Below are 17,413 nucleotides of genomic sequence, written 5' to 3'. Positions count from 1 at the left end.
TTGAGGATGCCCGTCGGCGCGCACTGCGCCGGCGGGCATTTTCGTCAATGTGTCCGATCACACTGGTGGTGATCGAAAATGGGATTGATGGTCGTGTGTGGATCCGATACTGTCACTCCGCCACGGGGGAACGGGGGCGTTTCATCGGTACCGGTACGTAACGGCGCTGGTTTCTCGTGTGGCTCCCATCTCTTAAGGAGTCTCCTTGAAGTCACGCCTCATCCGGCCGGCGCTGACCGCCCTGGTCAGCGGCGCGATCATCGCCGGCGGTGCGGTCTACGCGTCGCCCGCCCTTGCTGAAGAGCCGTCCACTCCGGCCACCGTGACCGAGTCCGAGTCCGCGGAGCCGTCCGAGTCCGCTTCGGTCGAGCCGTCCGACTCCGCGTCGCCGGTGCCGTCGGCGCCCACGTCGGTCGAGCCGTCGGTGGAGCCGTCGGGTTCCGCTTCGGTGGAGCCGTCGGTGCCGGTCCCGTCGGACAGCGTGTCCTCCTCCCCGACGCCGAGCCAGAGCCCGGTCAAGGACACCAAGGGCCCGACCAAGGCCAACTTCAAGCTGAACTACTCGTCGATCTGGCTGGGCCAGGTCGTCACGTTCACGCAGACGGCCGCCGACCTGGCCGACCCGACCGACGCGACGTCGAAGCTGTCCCGGGTGATCAACTGGGGTGACGGCACGACCAGCCCGCTCGCGGCCAGCACCACGACCGTGCGGAAGACGTACACCAAGAAGGGGTCCTTCAAGGTCGTCGTCACGGTCAAGGACCCGGCCGGCAACGCTCTGGTCACCCCGGCCAAGACCGTCGCGGTGACCACCGCGACCGGCACGGTGACCCTGAGCAAGAAGAACCTGTACCAGGGTGAGCTGTTCACCGTCACGACCAAGACGATCCCGGCGGGCGCGACCCACTTCCGGATCGACTGGAGTGACGGCTGGCCGTCGGTCCACAAGGCGAAGAAGGGCGCGGCCATCCGTGGCCACGTCATCTACCAGTGGAAGTGGGACGCCGTCCAGAAGCGGTACGTCCCGGTCAACGGCAGCAAGGTCACCGGCAAGCGCATCATCAAGGTCTCCTGGTACAACGCCAAGGGCTACAGCGTCAACCAGAACGTCGGCACCGTCAGCCTGGCCAAGGACTCCTGGAAGCCGACGCTGACGATCACCAAGCCGTCCCCGGCGAACAAGGCCAGCTCCTGGCGCACGATCAAGGGCACCGCGACCGACAAGGGCGCCGGCGTCCGGTTCGTCTACATGACCGTGCTGCGGGTCACCGCCGACGGCAAGACCTACTGCCTCAACGGCAAGAAGCAGTGGAAGCGCTACTACAGCGGCGCCGACCAGGAGCGGCTGTGCCTCCGGAGCTCGGTCGCCCTGTGGACGAAGGTCGTCAAGGGCAAGTGGTCGGTCAAGGTGCCGGCCGGCTCCAAGAAGAACCAGGGTGTCCTCGCCTACGCGTGGGCCTGGGACGACGCCGAGAACTTCCGGAGCAAGACCCGCGAAGCGTGGCTGACCCGGAACTGAACCTCGTAGCTGGGTCTTTCGTTCGATGCCCGCCGAGCCCGATGGCTCGGCGGGCATCGCCGTCTTCACGATTGATCATGCCGTTGACCTCGGGTACCTTCGCCGAAACCGCGGGGAGACGTGGGCGTTTCGTCGTGTGAGCCACCTGCGAAGGAGCCCCGTTGAAACCACGCCTCGCCGCCCTGACGGCCGCTGCCCTGAGCGGCGTGCTGGTGGCCACCGGCGTCGTCCGGACCACTCCGGCCTCGGCGGTCCCGGTGCGGGCGAACGTCCTGGCCGACGAGTCGGGCGAACCCTCCCCGGAGCCCTCGGACAGCGTGGCCCCGTCGGACATCGGCACCCCGTCCAGCAGCGCCCCGGAGCCGGAGCCCGAGCCGTCCAGCGTGTCGCCGGCCCCGTCGGTTCCCGGTGACGTCACGCCGCCGACCGGCACCTTCCGGCTCAGCGCCACCGCCCTCTGGCTGGGCCAGACGGTCCGCTTCGACCAGCGTGCCGCGGATGTCAGCCCGGACACCGCCACCCGGGTGATCCACTGGGGTGACGGCACCACCACCGCGCTCTCCGCCGGGACCGCCACGGTCACCAGGCAGTACGGCCGGACCGGATCGTTTCCGGTCACCGTGGTCCTGACCGATCGCGCCGGGAACCGGTCGACGATCGCCGCGAAGACGGTGCGGGTGAGCACCCCGGCCGGGAAGTGGGCGCTCAGCCGTACCAAGGTCTATCAGGGTGTGCCGTTCGCGGTGAACGTGTCGTCGATGCCGTCCGGAACCACCCGGATCCTGATCGACTGGAGCAACGGCAAGGTCGTCCAGTACGCCGCGCGCAAGGGCGCGTTCACCGGCGACATCCTCTACAGGCCGGGCACGGACACCCGGATCAGCGGCGTCCAGACGCTGCGGATCTCGTTCGGCAACGCCAACGGGTTCAGCACCTACCAGACCGCCGGGCGGATCACCGTCCTCGCCGACCGGACCAAACCGACACTGACCATCACCAAGCCGTCGTCACCGACCCGGATCGCGTCCTGGCGGACGGTCCGCGGAACCGTCACCGACAAGGGCTCCGGCGCGCCGTACGTCCGGCTGACCGTCGCCCGGTCCACCAGCGCGGGCAAGCTCTACTGCCTGACCCCGGCGCGCAAGTGGAAGCGGTTCGCCAACGACGCCCAGTTCTGGAGCTACTGCGCGGAGAAGGGCGTCCGGGTCACCGCGAGCCAGGGCAGATGGTCACTGAAGGTCCCGGCCGGCACCACCAAGGGCCAGTTCCTGGTGTACGCCTGGGCCTGGGACCGCTCCGACAACCTGACCCAGAAGTCCCGCCAGGTCACGCTGACCCGGAAGTAGCGTCAGATCTGGTAGCCGATGTCGGCGATGTGGTGATCGGACAGTTCGTCGACCGCCGCCCACGACTCGTAGATGCCCCGCTCGTAACACCGGGCGCCGGTCGCGCTGATCGTGTCGGCGTCCGGGCGGAGCAGCCGCAGCCGGGCCCACGTCTCGTCCCGCTGCAGCACCCAGCACGCGGCGCCGCGCCAGCGTGCCTGTTCGGCGCGCCGGCTCAGGGTCTGTACCGGGTACCGGGCGGCCCGGGTCAGCGCCCGCACCCGGAACTCGCCGGGCGGGTCGGCGACCGCCTCGTACTCGTTGTCGTCTATCCGGCCGACCAGCCGGGCCGAACCGGACGCGGTGCACGGGACGTACTCGCGGTCCGGGCTGCCGCCGGGGATCTCGCCGAGCAGACTGCGCCAGCGCGGGCCGGCCAGCCGCAGCCAGCCGTGCTGCTCCGGCTGGTACGTGTAGAGGATCACCTCGTCGCCGCCCGGCACCGAGGCCAGGATCTGTGCGTTCGCGGTCAGCGGCAGATCCGCGAAACCGGCGGTCACGTACTCCGGGATCAGATCGTCGGCGCTCGGGGTGAAACCGGTGCCCAGCACCATCGCGCCGACCCGGGAGTGCCCCGGCAGTGCGGCCAGCCCCGGATGGGACGGAGCCGCCGGGATCTCGTAGTCCAGCGGATCGACGGCCCGCCAGCGCAGCGCGAACGTCACCTGTCCGTCGCTGGCGCCGTCGGTGCGCAACAGGGCCAGATCCTGGGGCTCACGCAGGTGGGCGATGTCGCAGGCGCGGTAGCAGAAGCCGTACGGCAGCCAGCCGCCGAGATGGCCGGCGACCTGGGCCGGTGAGAGGACCTTCGTCATCCGTGTGCCCCGGCGGATCGCCGCGGTGGCCCGGATCGAGCGCAGCACCGGATCGTCCCGGTACCCCGCCGACTGACTCATCGATTGCACCTGCTGCCAGTTCAGATCCCGGCGCAGCGGTGCCATCAGCGGTGGTTCCAGCGGGTCGGTACCTATCTCACTGTCCTCGCCCGTCATGGTCACGCGGCGCAACCTAAGCGACCCTGGTGGACTCAAGGTGAACGCCCGGTTACACAAAAATACGCGGTGCACAATGTCTCACATGTCTACCCCATCGGCTTCGCGCCGCAAGAAGGACGCCCGTCGGTCCGGGGAGTTCCCGCCGGCGCCCGAGCCGTTAGCGGTCCCGGTCTTCGACAGCCACACCCACCTCGACCTGACGATCCAGGAGGCCGGTGCGGTGCCCGGCGACGACGGCGCCGACCCGGTCGAGGCGCTGATCACCGCCGCGGCCAAGAGCGGAGTCGACCGGTTGGTCCAGGTCGGAGTGGACGTCGCCTCCTCGGTCTGGGGCGCCGACCTGGCCGAACGGCACGGCTCGGTGCTGGCCGCGGTGGCCCTGCACCCCAACGAGGCGCCCCGGCTCGCCGACCTGGACGAGGCCCTGCGCGCGATCGAGGCGCAGGCGGCGAGACCGCGGGTGCGGGGCATCGGGGAGACCGGGCTGGACACCTTCCGTACCGGCGAGGAGGGCCGGGCCGCGCAGGAGGAGAGCTTCCGGGCCCACATCGCGATCGCCAAGCGGTACGCCAAGGCGCTGATCATCCACGACCGGGAGGCCCACGCCGACGTGCTGCGGGTGCTCGACGAGGAGGGCGCGCCGGACCGGGTGGTGCTGCACTGCTTCTCCGGGGACGCCGAGTTTGCCGCCGAGTGTGTGCGCCGGGGCTACTACCTGAGCTTCGCCGGCACGGTCACCTTCGCCAGCGCGGTCAACCTGCGCGAGGCGGCGGCGATCACCCCGCCCGGGCAGATGATGGTGGAGACCGACGCGCCCTACCTGACCCCCACGCCGTACCGGGGGCGCCCCAACGCGTCCTATCTGGTGCCGCTGACCGTGCGGACGCTGGCCGCCGCCTCCGGCGCCGATCTGGACACCCTCTGCGCCACCGTCTCGGCCACCGGCGACGAGGTCTTCGGCGGCTGGCGTTAAGACCTAGTCCGTCTCGACCCAGGCGGCGACGCCGAGGAGCCGGCTGAGCTGCTCCAACTGGGTGGCGAAGCCGGTCGGGGCGGACAGCAGCGGGCCGCGGGAGACCATCCGGACCGCCCAGCCGTGACCGGGGGCGACGTTGTAGACGCGGTGGATCACGTGGGAGCCGCGCGGATCGGGCTCCACCGTGGTCACCCCGCGGTACCACCACTCACCCTGCTGGATCACCGAACGGGCGGCGCGATCGACGGTCACGCTGATCCGGCTGCCCTCCAGGACCACGGTGAACTCGTCGCCGTCGCCGGGGGCCTCGACCTCGCCGTGCACCAGCAGAGGGGACCGGCCGCCCGGGCGCACGTCCAACAGGATCGCGGCGACCGCCTCCGGGGTCGCCTCCACCACCCCGCGCAGCTCGAGCAACTCCTTCATGACGTCCTTCCTACCCGGCGGTGTCCAGCGGCCTCAACGGGCCACCGTAGGCTTCGGTCATGGCGGAAAGACTTCTCGGCCCGGCGGAGATCCGGGAACTGGCCGCGCGCCTCGGCGTCGCGCCGACCAAGAAGCTCGGCCAGAACTTCCTGCACGACCCGAACACCATCCGGCGCATCGTCGGAGCGGCCGGGCTGCGACCGGACGACGTGGCCCTGGAGGTCGGTCCCGGGCTCGGTTCGCTGACGCTGGGCCTGGCCGGGGCGGTGCGGCACGTGCACGCCGTGGAGATCGACCCCAACCTGGCCAAGGCGCTGCCGGAGACGGTGACCGCGCCGCACCTGACCGTGCACCTGGCCGACGCGATGCGGGTGACCGGCGACCGGTTCGACCCGGCGCCGACGATGCTGGTGGCGAACCTGCCGTACAACGTCGCCGTCCCGGTGGTCCTGCACCTGCTGGCCGAGCTGCCCGCCCTGCGCGGTGGCCTGGTGATGGTGCAGAAGGAGGTCGCCGACCGGCTCGTCGCCGGGCCCGGTTCCAAGGTGTACGGCGTGCCCTCGGTCAAGCTGGCCTGGTACGCGGAGGCAAAACCGGCCGGCAAGGTGCCGCCCGCGGTGTTCTGGCCGGTGCCCAACGTGGACTCCGGTCTGGTCGCGTTCACCAGGCGGGAGACCCCGGCCGGAGCGAGCCGGGCGGACGTGTTCGCGGTGGTGGACGCGGCGTTCGCCCAGCGGCGCAAGACCCTGCGGGCCGCGCTGGCCGGCTGGGCCGGTGGCCCGGACCGGGCGGAGTCGGTGCTGCGCGCGGCCGGGGTGAGCCCGCAGGCGAGGGGCGAGGCGCTCACCGTCGGCGAGTTCGTCGCGATCGCGGCAGCGGCGAAGCAGTCCGGTCCCGGCGGTAAGCTCACCCCGTCCGACGTGCAGCCCGAGGAGATGAACTCATGACCGCGCCGTTCGAGATCGAGCTGCCGATCCGGGAGATCACTCCGTGACGGAGGCTTGGGGACCGGGCGACGACGAGCCCCGTCCGCACCGTGGCCCGGTCAAGGTGCGCGTCCCGGCGAAGATAAACCTGCACCTCGGGGTGGGTCCGCTGCGGCCGGACGGTTTTCACGAGCTGAACACCGTCTACCACGCGATCAGTCTCTTCGACGAGCTGACCGCCCGCCGCGGGGACACCCTCACGCTGACCATGGAGGGTGAGGGCACCGGCGAGCTGGAGCTGGACGAGTCGAACCTGATCATCCGGGCCGCCCGGGCGCTGGCCGCCCGCGGCCGGGTGCCCGCCTACGCCCGCCTGCACCTGCGCAAGAGCATCCCGCTGGCCGGCGGCCTGGCCGGGGGCAGCGCCGACGCGGCGGCCACCCTGATCGCCTGCGACATGCTGTGGGGTCTCGGCATGTCCCGGGACGACCTGGCCGAGGTGGGCGCCGAGCTGGGTTCGGACATCCCGTTCCTGCTGCACGGCGGCACCGCCCTGGGCACCGGGCACGGCGAGGCGGTCAGCCCGATCCTGGCCCGCCCGACCACCTGGCACTGGGTGGTGGCGATCGCCGACGGCGGCCTGTCCACCCCGGCGGTATACCGCGAGCTGGACCGGCTGCGCGACGACTCCTGGCCGCCCGCTCCGCTGGGCGGGCCGGACAGGCTGATGACCGCGCTGCGCCAGCGTGACCCGGAGGTGCTCGGCGCCGCGCTCGGCAACGACCTGCAGCCGGCCGCGCTCTCGCTCCGCCCGCAGCTGGCCGAGGTGCTGAAAGCGGGCCACGAGGCGGGCGCGATCACCGGTCTGGTCTCCGGTTCCGGGCCGACCTGTGTCTTCCTGGCCGCCGACGCGGCGCACGCGCAGGAGGTAGCGGCCGCCCTGACCGCGGCCAAGGTGTGCCGGGCCGCGGTCACCGCCCGGGGACCGCAGCCGGGCGCGCGGGTAATCTAGGGGCATCGTGGCAAACATCATCAACCTGGACCGGGTCAGCAAGGGTTACGGAGCTGCCGGTCAGCTGCTCACCGACGTGTCTCTCGGGCTGGACGACGACGCCCGCATCGGCATCGTGGGTCTCAACGGCGCAGGCAAATCGACCCTTCTCCGCATGCTCGCCAAGACCGAGGAGCCGGACTCCGGCCGGGTCACCCACCGGCGCGACCTGCGGGTCGCCTCGCTGCCCCAGACGCTGAACCTGGCGGGTGAGGCGACCGTGCGCGACGTGGTGCTCGGCACCGCCTGGCTGCCGGTCGGCATGGGCGCCGAGCACGAGTGGGCCGGTGACGCCGGGGTGCGCACCATCCTCGACGGTCTCGGCATGGGCCACCTCGGCCTGGACACGCCGGTCGGCCCGATGTCCGGTGGCGAGCGCCGCCGGGTCGCGCTGGCCGCGCTGCTGGTCCGGGAGAGCGACCTGCTCATCCTCGACGAGCCCACCAACCATCTGGACGTGGCCGGTGTCGACTGGCTCGCCAAGCACCTGCTGACCCGCCGTGGCGCGCTGCTCGTGGTCACCCACGACCGCTGGTTCCTGGATGCGGTCTGCACCGCGACCTGGGAGGTCGTGGACGAGCAGGTGCACAGCTACGAGGGTGGTTACGCCGCCTGGATCCTGGCCCGCGCCGAGCGTCAGCGGGTCGCCGCCTCGATCGAGGCCCGCCGGCAGAACCTGCTCCGCAAGGAGATCGCCTGGCTGCGCCGGGGCCCGCCGGCCCGCACGTCGAAGCCGAAGTTCCGGATCGACGCGGCCAACGAGCTGATCGCCGACGTCCCGCCGGTGCGCGACCAGGTCAGCCTGCAGCGGCTGGCCACCACCCGGCTCGGCAAGCAGGTCTACGACCTGGAGCAGGTGGAGCTGAAAGCCGGCCCGAAGACGATCTTCCAAGATCTGACCTGGCAGGTCGGCCCGGGCGACCGGATCGCGATCCTGGGCGCCAACGGAGCCGGCAAGACCACGCTGCTGCGACTGCTCGCCGGGGTGACAAAACCGGACGGCGGCCGTCTGGTCACCGGTTCCACGGTGCGGCCTGCGTTCCTGTCCCAGGAGCTCAAGGAGCTGCCCGGGCACCTGCGCCTGCTGGAGGCGGTGGAGGAGGTCGCCAAGCGGGTCAAGCTCGGCGACCGGGAGCTCTCCGCCGGTCAGCTCGCCGAGGTGTTCGGCTTCACCGACAAGCGGATCTGGACCCCGGTCAGCGACCTGTCCGGTGGTGAGCGCCGGCGGCTGCAGATGCTGCGCCTGCTCGCCACCGAGCCCAACGTGCTGCTGCTCGACGAGCCCACCAACGACCTGGACACCGACACCCTGGCCTCGCTGGAGGACCTGCTGGACTCGTGGCCGGGCACGATGGTGGTGGCGAGCCACGACCGTTACCTGGTGGAGCGGGTCACCGACAAGGTCTTCGGCATGTTCGGCGACAGCCGGATGGTGCACCTGCCCGGAGGCATCGACGAGTACCTCGATCGGGTGGCCACGCCCGGCTCCCCGGCCGTACCGGCGAAGGGTCTGTCGTCAGCGGCGCCGGCCGCGAGCGGTCTGTCCTCCGGTGAGCTGCGCCAGGCGAAGAAGGATCTGGCGAAGCTGGAACGGCAGATGAGCAAGCTGACCGAGAAGCAAGCCAAGATCAATGAAAGCCTGGCGGTGCACGGCAGCGACTACGGCAAACTGGTCGAGCTGGAGGCTCAGCTCAAGGCGGTTCAGCAGGAGATATCCGATACCGAAGAGGCGTGGCTGCTTCTCGCGGAACAGGTGTCCGAAAGCTGATCCGGGGGGTGTGCCTGCGCCGCTTGTCGGGGATACGCGAGAATCTGCACGAAGACACCTGACCTTGGAGACGGAACCATGGCGCACACCCCGGTCAATCACCCGCTTCGGCCGATCTACCGGATCGTCGGCTTCGTCACCGGCGCCTACCTGGTGGCGTTCGGGATCATCGGGTTCATCTCGACGTCCGGTGAGGCGTTCACCGGCCCCGGCGCCCGGGCGCTCGGCCAGGGCAGCAACCTGCTGTGGTCGATCGTCGTGCTGGCGGTCGGCGCGCTGGTGCTGCTCGGCACCGCGGTCGGCAAGAACATCGACGTCCTCATCGATCAGTACCTGGGCTGGGGCCTGCTGGTCCTGGGCAGCTACTCGCTGGCCGTGCTGCGCACCGACGAGGTGAACTTCTTCGGTTTCACCATGTCCACGGTGATCGCCACCTACCTGGCCGGCCTGCTGCTGATCACGGTCAGCCTCTACAGCAAGTCGGCGCCGCAGTCCAAGGCCGGTGCGCCGCGCCAGGTCCGCGAGGGCCGCGTCACCGCCTGAGTCCGGCTCGTTCCGCCGGGTCCGGTCAACGGACCCGGCGGGTCCGCAGTCCCGGCTTCGGTTCCAGGTGGGACAGCCCGTTCCAGGCCAGGTTGACCAGCTGGGCGGCGACGATCTCCTTCTTCGGCGGTTTGCGGGTCTCCCGCCACCACTGGCCGACCAGCGCCACCATCCCGACCAGAGCCTGTGAGTAGAGCTCGGCGAATTTCGAGTCGAGCCCCCGGTTCTTGAACTCGGCGCCGAGGATGTGCTCCGCCTGGTGTGCCACATCGGTCATCACGCTGGAGAAACTGCCCGACGCGGACAGCAGCGGCGAGTTGCGGGTCAGCACCTGGAAACCGTGCGGTTCCTCGTCGATGTAATCCAGCAGCGCCAGCGTCGCCTGCTCCAGCATCTCCCGCGGGTGGCCCCCGGTCAGCGCGGTCGTCAGCCGGTCCAGCAGCGCCCGCACCTCACGGTCGACGACCACCGCGTAGAGGCCCTCCTTGCCGCCGAAGTGCTCGTAGACCACCGGCTTGGACACTTTCGCCCGGGCCGCGACCTCCTCGACGCTGGTGGCGTCGTAACCCCGCTCGGCGAACAGCTGACGGCCGACCGTGATCAGTTGCTCGCGGCGCTGGGCGGCCGGCATCCGGACCCGCGGCGCGGCCGTCCGCCGCTGTCTGTCGCTGTTCTCGCCCCGCTCCGTCACCCGGTCATCCTGCCATCGGGGGTGTCGTAGTCCGACCGACATAACCGCTTATCGCGATCGGGAGGCGAGACGCTACTCTGTCTCCAGCAGCAATCGGCCGTGGTGTAATTGGCAACACCTCTGGTTTTGGTCCAGATATTCCGGGTTCGAGTCCTGGCGGCCGAGCAATTCTTGTGGTGAGCCCCGATGCCACTGCGAATCGATGGAGAACCACTTTGAGCCAGGCTGCCAGCCGTACCGTCGTCGTTCTCGCCGCCGGTGAGGGCAAGCGGATGAAGTCCGCCACTCCCAAGGTGCTCCAGCCGCTGCTGGGCCGCACCCTGCTCGGGCACGTGCTACACGTCGCGTCGGAGATCCACACCGACCGCACCGTGGTCGTCGTCGGTCACAAGGCCGAGCAGATCACCGCGTTCGTCGGCGAGGTCGCGCCGGATGCGGTGCCGGTGCTCCAGGCGGAACAGAACGGGACCGGCCACGCGGTGCGCATCGCGCTGGACGCCACCCCCGACCTGACCGGCACCGTGGTGGTGCTCAGCGGTGACGTGCCGCTGCTGCGCCCGGAGACGGTGGAGGCGCTCCTGGTCACCCACGAGAAGGCGGGCGCCGCGGCGACCGTGCTGAGCGCCGAGGTCGAGGTGCCGGGCGGGCTGGGCCGGATCGTCCGGGGCGTCGACGGCAACCTGGAGCGGATCGTCGAGGCCAAGGACGCCACCGACGAGCAGCGCCGGATCCAGGAGATCAACTCGGGGATCTACGCGTTCGACGCGGTCCTGCTGCGGGAGGCGCTGGGCAAGCTCTCCACCGACAACGCGCAGGGCGAGGAGTACCTGACCGACGTCTTCGGGATCCTGGCCGGCCAGGGGCACCCGGTGGCGATCGAGGTGGCCGAGTTCGCCTACGAGACGCTGGGCTGCAACGACCGGGCCGAGCTGGCCAAGCTCCGGGTGCTGATGCGCGACCGGGTGAACGAGGCCTGGATGCGGTCCGGTGTGCTGCTGCTCGACCCGGCGACCACCTGGATCGACGTCACCGCCACGCTGGAGCCGGATGCCGTCGTCGACCAGAATTCGCAGATCCTCGGCACCACCACGGTGGCCACCGGCGCGGTCATCGGGCCGGACACCACGCTGATCGACACCACGGTCGGGGCGGGCGCGACACTCCTGCGGACCCACTCGATCGGTGCGCTGGTCGGGCCGGAGGCGACAGTCGGGCCGTACTCGTACCTCCGTCCCGGCACGAAGATGGGCCGGAAGTCGAAGGTCGGCGGTTTTGTCGAGACGAAGAACGCTGAACTGGGTGACGGCGCCAAGGTCCCGCACCTGACCTATGCGGGTGACGCCACGATCGGGGCGAAGGCCAACATCGGCGCCGGCACGATCTTCGCGAACTACGACGGGGTGAAGAAGTACCACACGACGGTGGGCGAGGCGGCGTTCGTCGGGTCCGACTCGGTGCTGATCGCGCCGGTCGAGATCGGCCCGGGCGCCTACGTCGCGGCCGGCAGTGCGGTCCAGAAGAGCGTCGGTGCTGGTGAGCTCGGAGTGTCGCGGGCGCAGCAGCGCAACATCGAGGGCTGGGTCGCGCGCAAGCGTCCCGGCACGGCCTCCGCGGAAGCCGCCGCGAAAGCCACGGATACCACCCCTGAGCAGGACTGATCCAGCCGGGGTGAGGCATGCCACCCGGGGGCCCGGAAACGTGGCGGTTACGTTCCCGCAAGGGATACTTCACTGCGAACCCACCCTCTGATCAACGGGAGCAGCGAGCCGATGGGCAGCATCGTCGCGGAGAACCGTAAGAGTCTGATGCTTTTCTCCGGCCGGGGCTTTCCCGAGCTGGCGGAGGAGATCGGCCAGGTGCTCGGCGTGGCGCCGACGCCGTCGGATTCCTACGAGTTCGCCAACGGGGAGATTTTCGTCCGGTTCAAGGACTCGGTGCGGGGCTCGGACGCGTTTGTCGTCCAGTCCATCACCGAGGGGGTGAACCGGTGGGTCATGGAGACCCTGATCATGATCGACGCGCTGAAGCGGGGGTCGGCCAAGCGGATCACCGTGGTGCTGCCGTTCTATCCGTACTCGCGGCAGGACAAGAAGCACCGCGGCCGGGAGCCGATCTCCGCCCGCCTGGTCGCCGACCTGCTGAAGACGGCCGGCGCCAACCGCATCCTCACGGTCGACCTGCACACCGCGCAGATCCAGGGCTTCTTCGACGGCCCGGTGGACCACCTGTTCGCGATGGACATCCTCGCCGACTACGTGCAGAAGAAGTACGCGGGCCGGCCGATGACCGTGGTCGCGCCGGACTCCGGCCGGGTCCGGGTGGCCGAGCGCTGGACCGACCGGCTGGGCGGCTGCCCGCTGGCCTTCATCCACAAGACCCGTGACCCGCTGAAGCCGAACCAGGTGGTGGCGAACCGGGTGGTCGGTGAGGTCGAGGGCCGGGTCTGCCTGATCGTCGACGACATGATCGACACCGGCGGCACCATCGCCAAGGCCGCGGACATCCTGTTCCAGGAGGGCGCGGCGGACGTGATCGTGGCGTCCACCCACGCGCTGCTGTCCGACCCGGCGACCGAGCGCCTGAAGAACAGCCGGATCAGCGAGCTGGTGGTGACCAACACGTTGCCGCTCGCCCCGGAGAAGCAGCTCGACAAGATCACTGTGCTCTCCATCGCCCCGCTGCTGGCGCGGGCGATCCGTGAGGTGTTCGACGACGGCTCGGTGACCACCCTCTTCGGTGGCCTGAGCTGATCTCTCCGACCCCACTGGTGCAACTTGCACCAGTGGGGTCGTTTTTTCGCAGGCGTCGCCACCGGGGCGGACCCGCTGACCGATGCACGATCGTGGCAGGTAAGCTAGTACGGTTGCCACGGCGAGGGTGCTTCGTGGGCTGTTGAGGTTCGCAGTCCGCTCGAGGCGCCGTCATCGACGCGGTGCTCCGGGCCTGTGCCCAGCGCGCCCCCTTGCCCGGCAGCGCACAGAAACACCGCCGCCGTCGAAGGCCGCCGCCGTCGAGGGTCACCACCGCAGCACTGCCGGATACCGCAGCCGCAGACTTACGCCGCAGCCCGCATCGAAGAGTTTCAGGAGTTTCCCCGTGTCCGAGGTAAAGATCAGCGCCGAGCCCCGCACCGAGTTCGGCAAGGGTGGTGCTCGCCGCACGCGCCGGGCCGGCCTCGTGCCTGCCGTGCTGTACGGCCACGGCGAGAAGCCGCAGCACGTCGCCCTCCCGGCCCGTGAGTTCGCCGCCGCCATCCGCAAGGGCGGCATCAACCAGATCTTCACGATCGACATCGCCGGCAACGACGCCGCCACCCTGGCGCTGCCGAAGGCGATCCAGCGTGACCCGATCAAGGACACGTTCGAGCACGTGGACCTGCTGATCGTGAAGCGTGGCGAGAAGATCCAGGTCGACATCCAGGTCACCCTGACCGGTGAGGCCGCCAAGAACACCCTGATCGTGCACGAGTCGAACACGGTCTCCGTGGTCGCCGAGGCGCTGCACCTGCCGTCCGAGCTGGAGGCCTCGATCGAGGGCCTGGAGGCCGGCTCGCACGTCACCGCCGGCGACGTCAAGCTCCCCAAGGGTGTCGAGCTGGCTGTCGACGCCGACACGGTGCTCGCGGTCATCAACGCCGCCCAGTCGAACGAAGAGGCTCCGTCCGAGGACGAGGCCGCGGCTGAGGGCGTCGCCGCGGAGTAAGCAGTTCGCAGCAGCGGTAAGCCAGATATCAGGGAAAGTGCCGTCCGGCACTTTCCCTGATGTGCATGTGGAGGCGAAAAGGTGAGCGACGAGGCGCCGTGGCTGGTCGTCGGCCTGGGCAACCCGGGCAAGGAGTACGCCGGTAACCGGCACAACGTGGGCTTCATGGTGGCCGACCTGCTGGCCTCCCGGACCGGCGGCAAGTTCGGCCGGGCCAAGCGGGCGGCGACCGAGGTGGCCGAGGGCCGTCTGGGGTTCGGTGGCCCGAAGCTGATCCTGTTGAAGCCGCTGACCTACATGAACCTGTCCGGTGCCCCGGTGGTGGCGCTGGCACAGTTCTTCAAAGTCCCGGTGACGCAGGTGATCGCGGTGCATGATGAGCTTGATGTGCCGTTCGGTGAGGTCCGTGCCAAACGGGGCGGTGGTGAGGGCGGGCACAACGGCCTCCGCTCGATGTCGAAGTCGCTGGCGAGCAAGGAGTACGCCCGGGTGCGGTTCGGGATCGGCCGGCCGCCGGGGCGGCAGGAGCCGGCCGACTACGTGCTCTCGGACTTCGCCGCGGCGGAGCGCAAGGAGCTGGACTTCCTGATCGACCGGGCGGCCGACGTGACCGAGGCGATCGTCCAGCACGGCGTCGAGTGGGCACAGAACCGCTACCACGGGGTCTGATCCGGTCCTCGGCGTGACGCCTCCGCCGTCCGTCCGTTGGTCACACGGACGCACGAATTCGGTGCGACGGCTGACGTGCGGGAGGTTCGAGGATGTCGCAGGACGTGTCCGAGGACCGTGCGGGCGCGTTTACCGACGACCCGACGGTGCCGCTGCCGGTGGCCGACCCGGATCCGGCCGGGCCGCCACCCGGGTACGGTGCCGCGAACCATCCACCCGGCAATCGGGGTCCACAACGGGCGGCCGGGCGGCGTGGCGGACGTAACAGCCGGATCCCGGTGCCGGCCGCGGGTGTGGAGAACACCCCGCCGCAGGGTGTGTTCGGCGAGCCCGGCCCGGCCCGGAACCAGGCCGCCGACCGGCACTCCGGCCCGGAGCGCAACCGCTCGTCGGCGGCCCGCCCGGCCAACCGGCCGTTCGTCCGGGCCCGGGGGCGGCACGCGGCGATGTCGCGGCGGCAGGACTGGGAGCGTCGGTACGTGCGGGCGCTGGTCCTCGCCGATCTGTCCGCCGGGACGGTGGCCGGGGCGGGCACCTTCGTCGCCCGTTTCGGGGACACCGTCACCGCGTACAACCGGACCTATCTAATCTGGTCGGCGCTGTTGCCGGCGGTGCTGCTGCTGGTGCTGGTGGCCTGCCGGGCGTACGAACGCCGCTATCTCTTCGTCGGCTCGGACGAGTACCAGCGAGTGATCCGGGGCGGCGCGGGCCTGGTCGGCGGCGCCGCGGTGGTGTCGTACGCCCTGAACCTGGATCTGGCCCGGTCGTACGTCCTGGTGTCGTTCCCGCTGGCGATAGCCGCGATCGTGGTGCTGCGGTTCGTGTTGCGCAAGCGCCTGCACCGGGAACGAGCCCGCGGCCAGAGCCTGCGCCGGGTGATCGTCGTCGGTCACGAGCTGTCGGTGATCGGGATGGCCCGGCAGCTGCGCCGCGAGCGTTACCACGGTCTGGAGGTGGTGGGCGCCTGCCTGCCGCCGCAGTCCGACGGGATCGGGGTCACCGATCTGCCGGTGTACGGCACCTTCGACGACGTGGCGAGCGCGGTCGAGCAGGCCGAGGCGGACACCGTGGTCGTGTTGAGCTGCCCGGAGCTGGACGGCGCCGCGGTGCGCCGGCTGGCCTGGCGGCTGGAGCGCGACGAGGTGGACCTGGTGGTGGCCAGCGCGCTGGTCGACGTCGCCGGGGCGCGCACCACGATCCGCCCGTTCGACGGTCTGCCGATGCTGCACGTCGAGCATCCCCGGCTGCACGGTGGATCGCGTCTGGTGAAAGAACTGGTCGATCGGGTCGGTGCGCTGGTTCTTCTGATCCTTTTCGGTCCGGTGCTCTTGGGCGTGGCGCTCTGCGTGGGACTTACCTCACGTGGCCCGGTACTCTTTCGCCAAGTACGGGTGGGACGCGATGGCCGTTTGTTCCGGATCTTCAAGTTCCGCAGTATGTACATCGACGCCGAGGCGAGGCTCACCGAGCTGAGGCACCTCAACGAGCACGACGGTGTGCTCTTCAAAATCCGCGACGACCCGCGTGTCACCCCGGTCGGGCGCTGGTTGCGCCGGTTCTCCCTGGACGAGCTGCCGCAGCTGCTCAACGTCCTGTCGGGGCGGATGTCGCTGGTCGGACCCAGGCCGCCGCTACCCACGGAGGCGGCCGAGTACGCCGACGACGTCCGCCGCCGGCTGGCCGTCAAGCCGGGGATGACCGGGCTCTGGCAGGTGTCGGGCCGGTCGGACCTCTCCTGGGAGGAGGCGGTCCGGCTGGATCTGCGCTATGTGGAGAACTGGACACTGAGCCTGGATCTGGTGATCCTGCTCAGGACCGTGACCGCGGTGGTGCGGTCGTCGGGGGCGTACTAGAGGACCGAGCGAAGGAGCGAGACGATGAGCGAGCAGACGAAGACGTCGGCACGCATAGCGGGGCCCCGGGAATCCGAGGGCGGTACCCCGCCGGTCAACGACTCCGCCTTCGCCCGCTGGCTGGCGGACCGGGCCGGGGAGGTTCTCCTCCAGGTCCGCGCCGAGACCGGCCACTCCGACGGCAAGGCCCTCAAGACGGCCGGCGACCAGGCCGCCCACGAACTGCTCCGGGCCGAGCTGGCCCGATGGCGCCCGGCCGACGCGGTGCTCTCCGAGGAGGACGAGGAGTCCCGGGTCGCCTGGACCGAGGGGAACCACCCGGACCGCCTCGGTGCGAACCGGGTCTGGATCGTGGACCCGCTCGACGGCACCCGCGAGTTCTCCGAGGAGGGCCGGGACGACTGGGCCGTGCACGTCGCGCTCTGGACCGCCGACTCGTCGGCGCCGGCCAGGCTGACCGCCGGCGCGGTGGCCATGCCGGCCCGGCACTGCACGCTGGCCACCGACCACGCGCCGGCCTACCCGCCGATGCCGCTGGAGTCGGCGACCGGTGGCGCGATCCGGATCGCCGCGAGCCGGACCCGCCCGCCGGCCTTCGTCACCGCGCTCGCCGAGGAGATCGGCGCCGAGCTGGTGCCGATGGGCTCGGCCGGGGTCAAGATCGCCGCGGTGATCAACGGGGAGGCGGACGCCTACGTGCACGCCGGCGGCCAGTACGAGTGGGACTCCGCCGCCCCGGTCGCGGTCGCGCTGGCCACCGGCCTGCACGCGAGCCGGATCGACGGCACCCCGCTGGAGTACAACCGGGCCGATCCGAAGTTGCCGGACCTGGTGGTCTGTCGGAAAGATCTCGCTCCTCGGTTGCTTGCTGCACTACAGAGGCACCTTCCGTCACAATGACGTCTGCCC

Annotated in this window: 16 protein-coding genes and 1 tRNA gene; 14 read left to right on the top strand and 3 right to left on the bottom strand. The window is 70.3% G+C overall.

What is annotated here, in order from left to right:
* Nucleotides 1-205 precede the first annotated feature (205 nt).
* Complete coding sequence (locus tag Aco03nite_RS18445; RefSeq protein WP_203796601.1) at nucleotides 206-1,519, top strand: PKD domain-containing protein; 1,314 nt, start codon at nucleotides 206-208, stop codon at nucleotides 1,517-1,519.
* 161 nt (nucleotides 1,520-1,680) lie between these two features.
* Nucleotides 1,681-2,865, top strand: a complete 1,185-nt coding sequence (locus tag Aco03nite_RS18440) for a PKD domain-containing protein (RefSeq protein ID WP_203796600.1) — start codon at nucleotides 1,681-1,683, stop codon at nucleotides 2,863-2,865.
* Between the two features lie 2 nt (nucleotides 2,866-2,867).
* Here the strand turns inward: Aco03nite_RS18440 and Aco03nite_RS18435 are convergent, their stop codons facing one another.
* Nucleotides 2,868-3,896 carry a hypothetical protein gene (locus tag Aco03nite_RS18435; protein WP_239145254.1) on the bottom strand — a complete coding sequence of 343 codons (1,029 nt, stop codon included), beginning with the start codon at nucleotides 3,894-3,896 and terminating at the stop codon, nucleotides 2,868-2,870.
* A gap of 85 nt (nucleotides 3,897-3,981) precedes the next feature.
* Here Aco03nite_RS18435 and Aco03nite_RS18430 point away from each other — a divergent pair, with 85 nt between their 5' ends.
* Entirely contained in the window at nucleotides 3,982-4,872 is an 891-nt protein-coding gene (locus Aco03nite_RS18430) for a TatD family hydrolase (RefSeq protein ID WP_203796598.1), read from the top strand.
* A 3-nt stretch (nucleotides 4,873-4,875) separates the two neighbouring features.
* On the opposite strand, the gene Aco03nite_RS18425 is transcribed toward Aco03nite_RS18430, so the two are convergent.
* Entirely contained in the window at nucleotides 4,876-5,301 is a 426-nt protein-coding gene (locus Aco03nite_RS18425) for a hypothetical protein (protein ID WP_203796597.1), read from the bottom strand.
* Nucleotides 5,302-5,360: 59 nt separating this feature from the next.
* Between Aco03nite_RS18425 and rsmA the strand changes: the two genes are divergently transcribed.
* The 4 genes from rsmA (at nucleotide 5,361) to Aco03nite_RS18405 (ending at nucleotide 9,589) form a co-directional block, all read left to right on the top strand.
* The gene (rsmA, locus tag Aco03nite_RS18420; protein ID WP_203796596.1) at nucleotides 5,361-6,248 is read left to right on the top strand and encodes a 16S rRNA (adenine(1518)-N(6)/adenine(1519)-N(6))-dimethyltransferase RsmA; all 888 of its coding nucleotides are present in this window, start codon (nucleotides 5,361-5,363) and stop codon (nucleotides 6,246-6,248) included.
* Between the two features lie 43 nt (nucleotides 6,249-6,291).
* A complete protein-coding gene (locus Aco03nite_RS18415; RefSeq protein WP_203796595.1) occupies nucleotides 6,292-7,239 on the top strand; it encodes a 4-(cytidine 5'-diphospho)-2-C-methyl-D-erythritol kinase in 948 nt (315 codons plus the stop codon).
* A 7-nt stretch (nucleotides 7,240-7,246) separates the two neighbouring features.
* Nucleotides 7,247-9,046 carry an ABC-F family ATP-binding cassette domain-containing protein gene (locus Aco03nite_RS18410; RefSeq protein ID WP_203796594.1) on the top strand — a complete coding sequence of 600 codons (1,800 nt, stop codon included), beginning with the start codon at nucleotides 7,247-7,249 and terminating at the stop codon, nucleotides 9,044-9,046.
* Between the two features lie 78 nt (nucleotides 9,047-9,124).
* The gene (locus Aco03nite_RS18405) at nucleotides 9,125-9,589 is read left to right on the top strand and encodes a DUF4383 domain-containing protein (protein ID WP_203796593.1); all 465 of its coding nucleotides are present in this window, start codon (nucleotides 9,125-9,127) and stop codon (nucleotides 9,587-9,589) included.
* Between the two features lie 25 nt (nucleotides 9,590-9,614).
* On the opposite strand, the gene Aco03nite_RS18400 is transcribed toward Aco03nite_RS18405, so the two are convergent.
* Nucleotides 9,615-10,220 (bottom strand): TetR/AcrR family transcriptional regulator, encoded by a 606-nt coding sequence (locus Aco03nite_RS18400; RefSeq protein ID WP_203796661.1) that lies wholly within the window; start codon nucleotides 10,218-10,220, stop codon nucleotides 9,615-9,617.
* 153 nt (nucleotides 10,221-10,373) lie between these two features.
* Between Aco03nite_RS18400 and Aco03nite_RS18395 the strand changes: the two genes are divergently transcribed.
* From Aco03nite_RS18395 to Aco03nite_RS18365, 7 genes are all read left to right on the top strand, one after another.
* Nucleotides 10,374-10,445: transfer RNA gene (locus tag Aco03nite_RS18395), tRNA-Gln, on the top strand.
* A gap of 50 nt (nucleotides 10,446-10,495) precedes the next feature.
* The gene (gene glmU / locus Aco03nite_RS18390) at nucleotides 10,496-11,938 is read left to right on the top strand and encodes a bifunctional UDP-N-acetylglucosamine diphosphorylase/glucosamine-1-phosphate N-acetyltransferase GlmU (RefSeq protein WP_203796592.1); all 1,443 of its coding nucleotides are present in this window, start codon (nucleotides 10,496-10,498) and stop codon (nucleotides 11,936-11,938) included.
* Nucleotides 11,939-12,049: 111 nt separating this feature from the next.
* A complete protein-coding gene (locus Aco03nite_RS18385; RefSeq protein WP_203796591.1) occupies nucleotides 12,050-13,030 on the top strand; it encodes a ribose-phosphate diphosphokinase in 981 nt (326 codons plus the stop codon).
* A 346-nt stretch (nucleotides 13,031-13,376) separates the two neighbouring features.
* Nucleotides 13,377-13,982, top strand: coding sequence for a 50S ribosomal protein L25/general stress protein Ctc (locus Aco03nite_RS18380; protein ID WP_203796590.1), 606 nt, complete (start codon nucleotides 13,377-13,379; stop codon nucleotides 13,980-13,982).
* An 81-nt stretch (nucleotides 13,983-14,063) separates the two neighbouring features.
* Nucleotides 14,064-14,651, top strand: coding sequence for an aminoacyl-tRNA hydrolase (gene pth, locus Aco03nite_RS18375; RefSeq protein ID WP_203796589.1), 588 nt, complete (start codon nucleotides 14,064-14,066; stop codon nucleotides 14,649-14,651).
* Nucleotides 14,652-14,743: 92 nt separating this feature from the next.
* Nucleotides 14,744-16,504 carry a sugar transferase gene (locus Aco03nite_RS18370; protein WP_203796588.1) on the top strand — a complete coding sequence of 587 codons (1,761 nt, stop codon included), beginning with the start codon at nucleotides 14,744-14,746 and terminating at the stop codon, nucleotides 16,502-16,504.
* A gap of 24 nt (nucleotides 16,505-16,528) precedes the next feature.
* Nucleotides 16,529-17,404, top strand: coding sequence for a 3'(2'),5'-bisphosphate nucleotidase CysQ (locus Aco03nite_RS18365; RefSeq protein WP_203796587.1), 876 nt, complete (start codon nucleotides 16,529-16,531; stop codon nucleotides 17,402-17,404).
* Nucleotides 17,405-17,413: the final 9 nt, after the last annotated feature.

Source organism: Actinoplanes couchii, from assembly GCF_016862075.1.
Taxonomy (GTDB): Bacteria; Actinomycetota; Actinomycetes; order Mycobacteriales; family Micromonosporaceae; genus Actinoplanes; species Actinoplanes couchii.
Note: the sequence above shows the minus strand (reverse complement) of the source record. Positions and strands in the feature narration are given on the sequence as shown.